12 protein-coding genes are annotated in these 11,842 nt (G+C 65.5%); 5 read left to right on the top strand and 7 right to left on the bottom strand.

Annotated elements, in window-relative coordinates; genetic code table 11:
• Nucleotides 1-49 precede the first annotated feature (49 nt).
• Nucleotides 50-1,447: an FAD/NAD(P)-binding protein gene (locus ACSHWJ_RS02985; protein WP_432539271.1), complete on the top strand. Its 1,398-nt coding sequence runs from the start codon at nucleotides 50-52 to the stop codon at nucleotides 1,445-1,447.
• A 4-nt stretch (nucleotides 1,448-1,451) separates the two neighbouring features.
• Here the strand turns inward: ACSHWJ_RS02985 and ACSHWJ_RS02980 are convergent, their stop codons facing one another.
• Nucleotides 1,452-1,838 (bottom strand): type II toxin-antitoxin system VapC family toxin, encoded by a 387-nt coding sequence (locus ACSHWJ_RS02980; RefSeq protein ID WP_432539270.1) that lies wholly within the window; start codon nucleotides 1,836-1,838, stop codon nucleotides 1,452-1,454.
• A complete protein-coding gene (locus ACSHWJ_RS02975) occupies nucleotides 1,835-2,083 on the bottom strand; it encodes a type II toxin-antitoxin system Phd/YefM family antitoxin (protein WP_432539269.1) in 249 nt (82 codons plus the stop codon). The genes ACSHWJ_RS02980 and ACSHWJ_RS02975 overlap by 4 nt, the downstream gene beginning before the upstream one ends.
• A gap of 334 nt (nucleotides 2,084-2,417) precedes the next feature.
• Between ACSHWJ_RS02975 and ACSHWJ_RS02970 the strand changes: the two genes are divergently transcribed.
• On the top strand, nucleotides 2,418-3,128 hold the full coding sequence (locus tag ACSHWJ_RS02970) for an Ig-like domain-containing protein (protein WP_432539268.1): 711 nt from the start codon (nucleotides 2,418-2,420) through the stop codon (nucleotides 3,126-3,128).
• 315 nt (nucleotides 3,129-3,443) lie between these two features.
• Here ACSHWJ_RS02970 and ACSHWJ_RS02965 read toward each other — a convergent pair whose 3' ends face one another.
• The 5 genes from ACSHWJ_RS02965 to ACSHWJ_RS02945 form a co-directional block, all read right to left on the bottom strand.
• Nucleotides 3,444-3,941 carry a GNAT family N-acetyltransferase gene (locus ACSHWJ_RS02965; protein WP_432539267.1) on the bottom strand — a complete coding sequence of 166 codons (498 nt, stop codon included), beginning with the start codon at nucleotides 3,939-3,941 and terminating at the stop codon, nucleotides 3,444-3,446.
• Nucleotides 3,942-3,944: 3 nt separating this feature from the next.
• A complete protein-coding gene (locus tag ACSHWJ_RS02960; RefSeq protein WP_218805980.1) occupies nucleotides 3,945-4,229 on the bottom strand; it encodes a DUF1778 domain-containing protein in 285 nt (94 codons plus the stop codon).
• A gap of 344 nt (nucleotides 4,230-4,573) precedes the next feature.
• Nucleotides 4,574-5,218: a c-type cytochrome gene (locus ACSHWJ_RS02955; RefSeq protein ID WP_432539266.1), complete on the bottom strand. Its 645-nt coding sequence runs from the start codon at nucleotides 5,216-5,218 to the stop codon at nucleotides 4,574-4,576.
• A 9-nt stretch (nucleotides 5,219-5,227) separates the two neighbouring features.
• Entirely contained in the window at nucleotides 5,228-6,433 is a 1,206-nt protein-coding gene (locus ACSHWJ_RS02950; protein ID WP_432539265.1) for a hypothetical protein, read from the bottom strand.
• A gap of 12 nt (nucleotides 6,434-6,445) precedes the next feature.
• Nucleotides 6,446-7,813 (bottom strand): c-type cytochrome, encoded by a 1,368-nt coding sequence (locus ACSHWJ_RS02945; RefSeq protein ID WP_367026302.1) that lies wholly within the window; start codon nucleotides 7,811-7,813, stop codon nucleotides 6,446-6,448.
• Between the two features lie 366 nt (nucleotides 7,814-8,179).
• On the opposite strand from ACSHWJ_RS02945, the gene ACSHWJ_RS02940 reads away from it, so the two are divergent.
• The 3 genes from ACSHWJ_RS02940 to ACSHWJ_RS02930 are packed head-to-tail and all read left to right on the top strand — an operon-like array spanning nucleotide 8,180 to nucleotide 11,805.
• Complete coding sequence (locus ACSHWJ_RS02940) at nucleotides 8,180-10,111, top strand: sodium/proton-translocating pyrophosphatase (RefSeq protein ID WP_333689085.1); 1,932 nt, start codon at nucleotides 8,180-8,182, stop codon at nucleotides 10,109-10,111.
• Nucleotides 10,112-10,142: 31 nt separating this feature from the next.
• A complete protein-coding gene (locus ACSHWJ_RS02935) occupies nucleotides 10,143-10,898 on the top strand; it encodes a ferritin-like domain-containing protein (RefSeq protein ID WP_010960477.1) in 756 nt (251 codons plus the stop codon).
• Between the two features lie 4 nt (nucleotides 10,899-10,902).
• Nucleotides 10,903-11,805 (top strand): hypothetical protein, encoded by a 903-nt coding sequence (locus tag ACSHWJ_RS02930; RefSeq protein WP_432539264.1) that lies wholly within the window; start codon nucleotides 10,903-10,905, stop codon nucleotides 11,803-11,805.
• Nucleotides 11,806-11,842: the final 37 nt, after the last annotated feature.

The raw sequence follows: 11,842 nt of genomic DNA, 5'->3' as shown, positions 1-11,842 counted from the left end.
CCGGCTGTTCCACAGCCGGCGTCGTTTTCGCACTCTGAGCGAGCGATCCATGAAACCTGCCTCCCCACCCCAAACCATCGCCATCGTCGGCGCCGGCTTCAGCGGCACCCTGGTGGCCGCGCACCTGTTGTCCAGGGCGAAGGCGCCGCTGACGGTCCATCTGATCGAGCGGGAGCGCGGCCGCTTCGCCCGCGGCGTCGCCTACAGCACCACCGAGGACTGCCACCTCCTCAACGTACCCGCCGGGAACATGAGCGCTTATCCCGACGACCGCGAGCACTTCCTGCGCTGGGCGCAGGCCCGGAAGGATGAATTGCTGGATTGCCCTTGCGTCGGCGAGGTGAGTGCGGCGGCTTATCTGCCGCGGCGGGCCTATGGGGATTACATCACCCAGGTGCTCGATGAGGCCGAGCGCGGCGCGGCGCCCGGCGTAGGCCTTGAGCGCCGGATCGACGAGGTTGCTTCCTTGAAGGTCGAGGAGGGAGCCGTCGGCCTCCGGCTGGCCTCCGGCGCGCAGCTCCGGGCCGACCGCGTCGTCCTGGCGCTGGGGAATTTCCGCCCCGGCGATCCGTCCGGCGCCGATGCCGCGTTTTACCGCAGCGCCCGCTATCACGGCGATCCCTGGGCGCCCGATGTATTGGAAAGGCTCCTGCCGACCGAGTCCTGCCTCCTGGTGGGCAGCGGCCTCACCATGGTCGACTGGGCCATCACTTTGAACCAGGCCGGCTACCGCGGCGCCATCCACGTGGTGTCGAGGCGGGGCCTTTGGCCTCAGCGGCACAAACCGGGAGCGCCGGCGGCGTTCGGCGTCGAGCCCTCCGGTGCCGTCGGGGCCGTCCGCAAAGGCCTGCACAGTATCCGCGCTTTCATCCGCGACACCGGCGCCGACTGGCGTCCCGCGATCGACGCGCTGCGGCCGGCGACCCCGATTTTATGGAAGAGTCTCGGACTCTCGGAGCAGCGCCGCTTCCTGCGCCATCTGCGAACCTTCTGGGACTGCCACCGCCATCGGCTGGCGCCCGGCATCGCCGCGCGGCTCGATGGGATGCTGGACTCCGCCCAATTGGTCCGTCACGTCGGACGCATCCGCGGCTTTCGCGATCTTGGCAGCCAGGTCGAAGTCGCCATCCGGCCGCGGGGAAGTGATCGGAACGATGAGTTCAGTGTCGATGCGGTGGTGAACTGTTCCGGTTCGGAGAGCGATTACCGCAGGCTCGACAGTCCCCTGGTCAAGGATCTGCTGGAAAAGCGGCTGATCCGGCCGGATCCCCTGGCGCTGGGGTTGGACGTCGCCGACAGCGGTGCCTTGGTCGACGCGGAAGGCGCCGCGTCCGAGTTCCTGTTCACCCTCGGGCCGCCGCAGAAGGGGCGGTTGTGGGAAACCACGGCAGTGCCGGAAATACGGGGGCAGGCGGCCAGGCTGGCGGCGGAGCTGCTGGGAGCCTAGTGCTTCAAACCGGCAGCATCAGGTCGCCGTATTTCGCCACGGTCGCATCGCAGGTCATCAGCCTGAGCGGTTCCGTGATGGCCTGAGCGATCAGTATGCGGTCGAAGGGATCGGCGTGGAGCCGGGGCAGCGTGCCGGTAGCGGCGGCGTGTTCGGCGGTAATCGGGAGCAGGACGTAGCCGGCCTCCGTGAAATAGCGGGCGGCTTCGGCGCCGGAAACCGGCATATTGCCGCGGTTGAGCGTATGCTTGAAGGCAATCTCCCAGACCGACGCGGCGCTTACGAAAATCTCCGATGCCGGTGCAAGGATCAGTTCGCGTGCCCGGGCAGGCAGTCTCGGACTGTCCGTGATCGCCCGCAGGGCGATGTGCGTGTCGAGCAGCAGCCTCAATTTGTGACCATGCCGAAGAGTTTCGCGATCGTGGCGTTATCCGCATCGATGTCGTCCGGCACGACGAAGGCCCCTTTGGCGACGCCGATGCGCTTGTCCGTCGCAGGCGCCTTGCCGATGAGCACCAGCCTGGCAGCGGGCCTGCCGTTGCGGGCGATGACGATTTCCTGTTCCTGGCCGGATTCCACCTGTTCCACCAACTTCGACAGATGGGTTTTGGCTTCCAGCATGTTGACGGTGCTCATTGGGCTTCCTTCGAAAGGTCTCTGGTCGATCTTAGCCAAGATCGGCAGGGACGGACAAGCATGTATCCTGTCCCGGTCCAGCTAGCCGGAGTTCTCTTGCTGGTTCGCGCGGTTTTTCGGTGCTTCCGCCTGGAGCGTCGCCATTTTTTGCGAAACCCGACGGGACATCCCAGTCACCCTCGGGAGCAAATTGTGGCGACGTCTTTGCCTTCGGCGGCCCGCGCCGTCCTGCGTCCGCCTCGGCTTCGTCCGTCTCTTATGCGACGCACTCCGCCAAGGCTCCCACAATGACTCGACGCCGTGTCGGTTCCCTTATGTTTTGTCTCCGCCCGCGATGAAGCCGCGGACTCCGACAAAACATCCGGGCCTACGGCTTCGCGGGGAGCGTCGCACTCGCTCGCTTCGCTCGACTTCCTTGTGCTCCTTCCAGGTGATTGCGACCGATCCGGACGGCGATCCGCTGACCTTCTTCCTGGGCTATCGTCCCCAGCATGGTTACGATCCCAAGACCGAAACCATGACCGTCGACCAGAACGGCCTCGTAAGCTACAACTGGCCCGCCGCCGCATTCTCGGTCTGGCCGAACGGTCCCTTCACCTTCCCCTATACCGTGACGGTCAGCGACGGCAAGGGCGGCTACGCCACGCAGACCGTCACCATGAACCTGCGTTGTCCGGACGGCCAGTCCTCGGTTTGGGACCCGAACAGTTGGAACGGGTCCTGTGTGACGCAGGCGGTGGGTATCACCATCACCTCCACTCCTGGCGTCGGCGGACTCAATGCCGGCAAAAGCTACAGCTACCAGGTCACCGCCACCAGCGATAAGGGCCTGCCGCTGAGCTACGCCCTGGAAGGGCAGCCCGCCGGCATGAGCATCGACGCCAATGGCCTCATCACCTGGCAGGCCGCCGCGGAGGCATCCGGCGGCGTGACGTTCCAGGTGCTGGTGACCGACGGCCAGGGCGGCCATGCCAGCCAGAGCGTCACGGTCAACGTGCGCGTGGCGCCGAAGACCTGGCACAGCGACCACGGCATGTGCATGTAACCGGAGAAGAGAAACCCTCTCAAGGGGCGCTTCGGCGCCCCTTTTTTGGCGCCGAATTCTTGAATGGCGTGCCATTTGTGAATCGCGTGGCTCAGCACCATCATGTCCCATGCCTGGCCCAAAAGACCGGTATCGGGCCATGGCCCGAAGGAGCGGCGCGTCTCGACCCCGGAGTCCGCTGGATTCGGTCGGCGATCAACGGGCTGGAACCCGTCGATTTCAGCCTTCAATGGGGCATCACGGGGCGAAGGGGATCAAGAATCAGGCCGCGCGTCCGCGACGCCAGTTGAGTCAGGGGGGATGAAACATTCGGGGTTAGCCGGGCAGTGCGGCGCGCAGGTCGCTTAACGTCACCAGGAGTGTCATGGCATCAACCGGGGATGGATCAAAGCCCAGCGCTTGATAAAACGCCTTGGCGTCCTCGGAAATGGCGTGGACGACGATCCCACGAATGCCAAGCGTATCCGCAGCCTGAACCACACGTCGGGCGCCGTCGCGGAAAAGGGCGCGGCCAATCCCTTGACCCTGGTAAGCTTGATCCACGGCGAAACGCGCCAGAATCGCGACGGGAATGGGATCGGGCATATTGCGCCGAAACCGGCCCGAAGCGTCCTGGATTCTGATCGCTCCGGCCGCGAGGGCGTAATACCCGATCACCCGGTGTTCGTCGCAGACCACGAAGGTCCGGGAGGCGCCACTGGACTGATTGGCCAATGCCCTGCGCTTCAACCAGTCGTCCAGGGAGGTAATGCCGGAAGCGAAGCTTTCCGTTCGATGGTGTTCAGCGAGCGGTCGGGGAGCCAGAAGCGGCAATGCTTACTCCCACGGCGCGGACGTCTGCATGGTTTTTCGCAGGCGCTCGTTGGGCTGCGGCGGCGCATCCAGACGCGCGAGAAATTCGGCATAGGCTTCCGGACTCACCACGAACACGGCGCGGTCGAGTAGAGCCTCCTCGGCGGCTCTACGCGCGGCATCGAGCATGAAATCCGTCCGGTTCTTGCCCAAAAGCTTGGCGGCCCGGTCAATCAATCCGCGATCTTCCGGTTTGATGCGGATATTCAGGCTATCGCGCCTGGTGGTCTGAGAGTGAGTCGTGGTCATAGCGATACCTCCACTTCGGGCTACTATAGCAGGATGTAAAGACAACGTCTTTACGAGCTTCTCCGGGTATCGCTTGAAAAAGCCAAGAAGGCGTTGCTGGGTAAATAACCCGCGACTGAAGTTGCAGCCCTCGACTACGTTCTTTGCACGGTGGCCGTGAACGCCAGTCCGCCGCGGTAGGCCGGAACCGGCTTCATCGGGTTCCGGCTACATGGTGTCAACGCCAAGACCCATGCCGACCCATCGCGCAACCCGTTCCAATTCCCGCAGGGAATTGCGCCCGGTCCTGGCGGTTCCGGCGTCCTTTGGGGCGGAGCCAGCCGTTTAGGCCGAGAGCTTGGGTCTCAACGCCCGTAATAGTCGGCCAGCGCCCGGATTTCCTCATCCGTGAGCTTGACCGCGAACTGGCTCATGCCGGCGTTGACGTCGTTGCTGCGCTCGCCTTTTTTGAAGCGCTGCAGAGCTTTCATGAGGTAGTCCCGGTTCTGACCCCGCAGCGCGGGTTGAAGATCCCAGCCCTGGCCGTGGGCGCCATGGCAGGCCGAGCAGGGCGGGATGAGCCGCTTCCTGTCGCCGCGAAGAATCGCGGGTTCCGGCGCCTCGGCCGCTGCCGGCCGCGGAAGCGCGCCCAGCCATTCGGCCAGGTCCGCCATGTCCTGAGGGCTCAGTTCCCGGACCACGGAAGCCATGGTGGCAGCGTCCGGTCCGGCCATCCGGTCGGCCTGGTAATCCGTCAGCATTTTGTAGAGGTACAGCGGACGCTGCCCGGCCAGCACGGGCCATTGCCGGTTGTCCGCCACGCCGTCCGGGCCATGGCAGCCGGCGCAGCCGCGCCCGGCGTAGAGCGTGTCTCCCCGTGCGGCATCGCCTTGGGGTTTGGCTGCGAGTTCGCGCTGCCATTCGGGCAGCGGCAAGGCTTCCGCCAGGGCGGCCGTTGCTCCGGCGGCCAGGCCGAACCCCAAAAACAGGTAGGAGAAAGTTTGGCGCATACGGGTTCCCTATCGGGTCATGACGAGAAAGCCGAAAAAGAAGTACTGGGCGATCCAGACGAGGAGCGCCGCGAGCGCGAATCCGCCGAGGCGGTCCACTCGCGGGGAGGCCGTGTAGACGCCGGGGCTCTTGCCGGCTTCCCAGGATATCGCCACGGAATAGGCGATGGCGAAGCCCCCCACCCCGGCGAAGGTCAGACAGAACAGCGCGTTGCTGTACCAGTCGAGGTTGACCGTGTAAGTGGACAGTTCATAGCCGTGCGTGCCGAACAGGATGCGGTGGCGCAGCGCCTCGCGGGCGATCGCGATCAGCAGGACGGCGCCTGCGGCGGCGGCGAAGGGCGCGTAGCCGCCGGAGGCCGATCTGAACAAGGCGGGGGTCACGATCAACAGCAGGATGCTTGCGTTGGCGGCGATGGACCAGAGCGACACCGGAAAGCCGGCTGCGCTGTCCGGCAGCGTCGCCATCCATGCCGCATAGCAGATGAGGGCGGCGAAGCCGCCTGTCGTCATGAGCTTGTTGCCGAGGCCGGCGATCCAGTCCAGGTACGGCGCGTCGCTCTGTTCCCGGCGGTCGAGGTAGCGCCGGCAGCCCAGCAGCCAGGCGCCGGTGACCGGGGCCGCCAGCACGATGAAGAAAAGGAACCGCCCGAGGTTGAACTCGTGGATACCGGAACCGGCGGTTTCGAGGTGCCCTTCCGGCGCATACCAGGCCATCCACAGTTCGGGCCGCAGCGCCTGGGAGGTGAGGGCATGCATGATGAAGCCCGCCGCGAGCAGCAGCGCGAGCGATACGGCCAGCGACCAGCGGCTGGTGGCCGATCCGCCTTCCTTGCCCACGAAGTAATGGTGGTACATCGCCCAGTAGGCCACCAGCAGCACCACGATGAAAGCGATGGCCCAGCGCGCCGACAGTACGTTGGAGACGTACCAAAACGGATCGTAGATGACCTGGACGAACAGCAGCGGCGCAACGCCGATCACGATGGCGATCGAGACCGCGACCTTGGCGGTGTCGAGCATCGGGCCCGCCAGCCGGCGCCAGTTGGCGTTCGATGAAAACGCGCCGGTCAGGGCCAGGGCCGTGCTGCCCAGCATGACGTGGACGGCGATCATGTGCAGCGCCCAGGTGAGCACCAGGAGAACCAGGAAAATGGCGGGATGGCTGGGCAGTCCGGAGCTGCTGCGCAATGCGTAAAGCGTTTCGATGTCCATGATGGGTTCCGTTCAGCGGGTGATGGAGTGCCACAGGGGCAGGCTGGCGATGAACTGTGCCAGGGCGTGCGTCTCGTCGTCGCGCAAGGGGATGCGCGGCATGTTCACCATGTTTCCGGTGACCAGGGCGCCTTTGATGAACCGTTCGATGTCCTCGGCGTCGCGGTTGCCGGCGAACATCTCGCCGAAGGGGCGGGTGCCGGTGGTGCCCAGGCCGTGGCAGTTCGAGCAGTACACGATGGCCAGCGCATGGCCGGCTTCCAGTTCGTTGCCTTCGCCGATGCGGCGCAGGCGCTCGGGGATGAACGGATGCAGCGCCAGCATGCCGCGGGATTCGAGCGCCGGCAGTTCGGATTTCACGCCCAGCGCCGGCACGTCGCGGGCGATGATCTGGTTCGAGTAGACGAACTGGCCGGCGACGTAGGGTTTGCGCATGGATTCGCGCGCCCGCTCCTCCGGCCAGATGCCGAATATCAGCAAGGCCGCCATCATCCCGGCGGCGAGGGGGACATTGAGCGCGCCGGGGCGCAGCAGCAGCGCCGCGAAATAGATCACGATCGCCGCCAGGATCGCCCACATCGCGGGGACGAACGATCCCGGCAGCCGGGTCTTCATGAGGAGCTGGGCGCTTTCCGGCAGCGTCGTCAGACCCCACTGAAAAAACACCGCGCCCAGCACCGCGCCGAGCATGCCCACCCAGGCCAGCTTCCGGGTCATCTCCAGCCGGAAGGCGCCGTCCCGGAGATAGGCGGCGATCAGCCCGCCGGCCAGGGCGGCCGCCATCAGCATGAAACAGGTGCGGCTCAGTATCTGGGCAAAGGTATAGAGGCCGAAAAAGCCGTTGAGGGTGCCGCCTTCGGTGAACCAGCGCTCCTGGCCGGGCCACATCATGAACGACAGGATGCCGACGATGATCAGCATGGTGGCCCAGGAGGCGAGGCCAAAGATCCAGGCGATCTTCAGATAGCTCCTGCCATCCACCTTGCCGGCCAGATAGACCAGCAGATAGATGCCCACCACCTCGATGAAGAAGAACACCCATTCGGTCGCCCACCACCACACGTAGCTGTGGATCAGGGCCGAAAGCCCCCGGGGGCTGGCGACCGTGGCCGAAAACCAGATGCCGGGACCGGTGATGGAGCCGAGCACGTAGGAAAACACCAGCAGGAAGACGCCGTACCGCCTGACGTACTCCAGCAGTTCCGGGCGGTTCCGCCGGACGGCGACGGTGGCGAGCCAGGTCGACACCAGGGCCGCCCCGACCGAGGTATGGGACGCCAGCACGTGGACGACGGCGATGATGCCCAATACCCAGCCGCTGCCCAGGGCCGGCTGGTACCAGGTGGGATAAAGGCCGAGTATCTCAATCGAGTTATCCATGGCGCTCACCTATTCCCATGGGGTATCGTGGGTACGGCGACTCACGGAAAATAGCCAAGAGCGCACCGGGAGAAATTCCCATCGGGTTCCCGGCAGCGGATTCGAGTAATTCCATATATTCGTCCTTAGGTTATCTGAAGGCGCAGGATGCTGACATGATCGGAGTGATACGGTGAATATGACAAAATGTCGCAGGACAATTTGTCGCATCTTCCATTGGTGGATATCTGCCATACTCTGCCCCCTTATAAAGCTTGGTTCAGTACTATTGGTCAGAGTTATATGCATGGCTTATGACGATGGAATCAGGCGCCGCACCGGTGGCGGCGAGTCGTTGATATCAACCAACCAACAGGAGCGTATGGGATGAATGTGAGCAATATCGTTGTGTTTGCCTTGGGGAGCGGAGCGGCGGGAGTCGCCTGCGCGCTGATGAACGCCGGGGGGGTCCTGCGAAGAAGCGCAGGGTCGGCGGACGTCCTGGCAGTGGCGCGAGCGATCCAGGAAGGCACGGGGGCGTTCCTCAAGCGGCAATACATCGCCGTGGCGGTGGTCGGTAGCCTGCTCGCGCTGGCTTTGACCAAGCTCGGCGCCTGGACCGCCAACGGCTTCATCGCCGGCGTCGTTGCTTCGGCTCTGGCGGGTTACATCGGCCTGGCCGTCTCGGTGCGGGCCGAGGCGCGGACCGCCGACGCGGCGGGTGCGGGGCTGGGCGCGGCGCTGTCGACCGCCTTCCGGAGCGGCACCGCCATGGGATTGCTGGTGGCCGGCCTCGCGCTCTCGGCAGTGGCAGGCTACTATGCCCTCGCCTCGTCGGCGGGCACGCCGGACGACGTGCACGGTGGCCTGCTGGGACTGGCGCTGGGCGGCTCATTGATGAGCGTTTTCGCCCGGACCGTCGGCGGAGTGTGGGCGAAAACCGCCGGCGGTCCGCCGCTACAGGAGACGAGCGAAGTCGCGGCCGTGGGGAACCATGTCGGCCATGCGGCCGGGACCGCGGCGGACGTGTTCGAGACCCTCACGCTGGCGCTGGTGGCCGCGATGCTGCTGGCCAGAAGCGTGTTCGGTGCGGACAGCCCCTGGGTGGAGTTCCCTCTGCTGGTTGCCGGCTTCGTCGTGGCGGCATCCCTGGCGGGCGCCTGCTTCGTGCGTCTGGGCAAGAGCCGCTATCTCGTGGGTGCGCTGTACCGGAGTGTGATCGTCACCATGATCCTGGCCGGCGTGGGCCTCTATTACGCGTCCGAATGGTTCCTGGGCTTGCCCGCCGTGCAGCCCGCCTTCAGCCTGCTGAACCTGTTTTCCGCGGCCTGTATCGGTCTGGTGCTGGCCGGCCTGAACATCGCCGCGACGGAATATCACACCTCGAAAAGTTTCGGTTTCGCCAAGCGCGTGGCGGCGGCCTCGCGCGGTGGTCCTGCGACCAACGTCGTCGCCGGTCTGGCTGCGGGGCTGAAGTCTACCGGTTGGTCCATCGCTCTTTTGTGCGCGGCTTTCATTGGTCCGTATCATCTCGGCGGGGGCTTCTCGGGCCATGAAGGGACGGGCCTGTTCGCGGTGGGACTCGCCGCTGTCGCGATGGCTTCGCTCGGCGGCGTCATGGTCGCCATCGACGGTTACGGCATCGCCGCAGAAGCCGCGCATGGAATTGCCGAGACCGCCGGTCTGCCGGACGAGGTGCGCCAGGCCACCGCCTCGCTGGATGCGGCCGGCAGGGCGACGCGTCCGGTGGTGCAGGGGTATGTCGTGGGCGCCGGTGGTCTGGCCATGCTGGCCCTGTTTGCCGAATATTCGAAATGCTTCGCCGTTCCCCTGGCACTGAATCTGTCCGATCCGGTCGTGCTGACCGGTCTGTTCGCCGGCGGTCTGATGCCGTATCTGCTGGGTTCGGTCTCCCTCGGCGCGGTCGGGAACGCTCCGGCCGGAGCGGGCGGGCAGGCCAATGGCGGTCTGCGCGTTGCTTTGAAGCGGGCGTCGATCCTGGTGCTGGTGCCGCTGGCGGTTCCGCTCCTCGTCGGCCTCGGCGGCGGTCGGGAGGCGCTGGGCGGGATGCTGGTCGGCGCCATCGTCACCGGCCTGTTCCAGGCATTCGCCATGAGCAGCGGCGGAGGCGCCTGGGACAGTGCGCGGCGGTACATCGAGGATGGCATGTACGGGGGGGCTGATTCGGAGGCCCACCGGGCAGCCTTGACCGGCGACCAGGTGGGAACCGCCTGTCAGGCAGTGGCGGGACCTGCGCTCAATCCGCTGATCAAGCTGATGGGCCTCGTAGCCGTGCTGATCGCTCCACTGTTGGCCTGAACGGATCCGGCATCCATCGAGGGAGATGCGCATGCTTTCTACACGTAGCGTTTTCCAGGAGATACGGCGCGATCCCCGGGCGTTCCAACTCCTCTTGAGCATCGCCGCCAAAGGCGAGACTCAGGGCGGTTGGGAGAACGAGCGGATCGCAGCGCTGACGCCCGACCCCGTGCTGGCGCGCAAGGTCCGCCGGCACGGCGCCGACGAAACCAAGCATGGCCTGATGTTCGCGAAGCTGCTGCGCAAGGCCGGCCTGGACGAAGTGCCGGTGCCGGCGGATGCCGATTACTGCATGTTGCTGGAGCGCCGCGGCATCGGCCTGCCGCATGGCCGGCTCGGCCGTGACGAGCCGCTCGGGCTGGAGGAAATCCTGCAGTACCTGGTGCACAGCAAGGTGACCGAGGAACGCGCGTTCGACGAGGTCAACCGTCTGCTCCGGGTATTCGGCGGCGACGCGGAACTGGCGCCGAGCTTGCGGGTCATCGCAGAGGATGAAACCAATCATCTCGCCTACGCCCACGAAGAGCTGCTCCGGCTCAGCGGTCAGGGCCACGGAGACCGCATCGCGCGAATGCTCAAATCCTATGCGCTGGCCGAGATCCGTGTCTACCGTGACGTCGGACTGGCATTCGTCCGGCACATGGCGGCGCTCCTGGGTTGGAGCGGTCCCAAGCAATGGCTGCTGAAGCTGGGCGTCTCGGCAGCCTACATCCTGGAACGGACGCTCGTCTGGCGACGTCTCGCAGCGCTGCGGCCACCCCTGCGCAGCAACGCCATGGGGAGCTGAGACCATGGCGACAGGGACACCGAAGGCGGGTTCGGCGGAGCACCGGGAATTGTTCTGTCGGAGCTTCATCGACAGCCATCTGCGCTTCGAGCCGGAACGGCTGGCGTGGCCCGAACTGGACCCGGACATGCTGCAGCGGCTCAGGGAGGTGCCGTTCTGGCAGGAGGTCCTGTACACAGAGATGCGGGCGATCCGGATCATCGAGGCATTCGCGCCGACCATTCCGGACCCTTTGGTACGCGAGGCCATGGAATTGATGGCCGAGGAGGAAAGGCGCCACGAGCGTCTGGTTCGCCACCTGATCGCCCGCTACGGGATCGTGATCGAAGCCAGGGATATCCCGCCTTTGCCGTCGGACATCGAACGGACGTTCATCGATTTCGGCTACGGCGAATGCGTGGATTCGTTCCTGGGGTTCGGCTTCTTCCGTCTCGCGCGGGAGAGTGGATTCCTGCCGCCAGAGATGTTCGACGTCCTGGAGATCCTCATGGGGGAGGAGGTTCGCCATGTGCTGTTCTTCGTCAATTGGATGGCCTGGCATCAGGCACGCCGGGGACGGGGCGCGGCGGCTTGGCGCGGGCCGGCCTCGGCATGGTATTACGCCCGCGCGATCGCGGCGCTGGTGGGCGTCGCCCTGCGGAACGCCCGCCACCAGGGCAACGGTTGGGAGTTTTCTGCTACCCAGGCGGCTGGTCTGATGCCGGGCTTCACGGTGGGAGGGCTGCTCGAGGCGTGTCTGGAGGAAAATCGGCGGCGGCTGGATGGCTACGGTCGGGATCTGTTGCGCCCGCTTTTTTTACCGGCCCTGGCGCGCTTCGCACTAAGGTTGACCGGCAGGCGGATACCTGAGGACATGAGGGAGGAAGGAAATTTGATGCGGCGGGTATGGACCGCACTACGCGGTTAGATCGCGGCTCCGTCCGGCGCGGCTTGTCGAGGTTTGC

Origin of the sequence: Methylococcus sp. S1M (assembly GCF_051295855.1) — a bacterium.
Taxonomy (GTDB): Bacteria; Pseudomonadota; Gammaproteobacteria; order Methylococcales; family Methylococcaceae; genus Methylococcus; species Methylococcus capsulatus.
The sequence above is the reverse complement of the archived record's forward strand: the minus strand, read 5'-3'. Positions and strand labels throughout refer to the sequence as shown.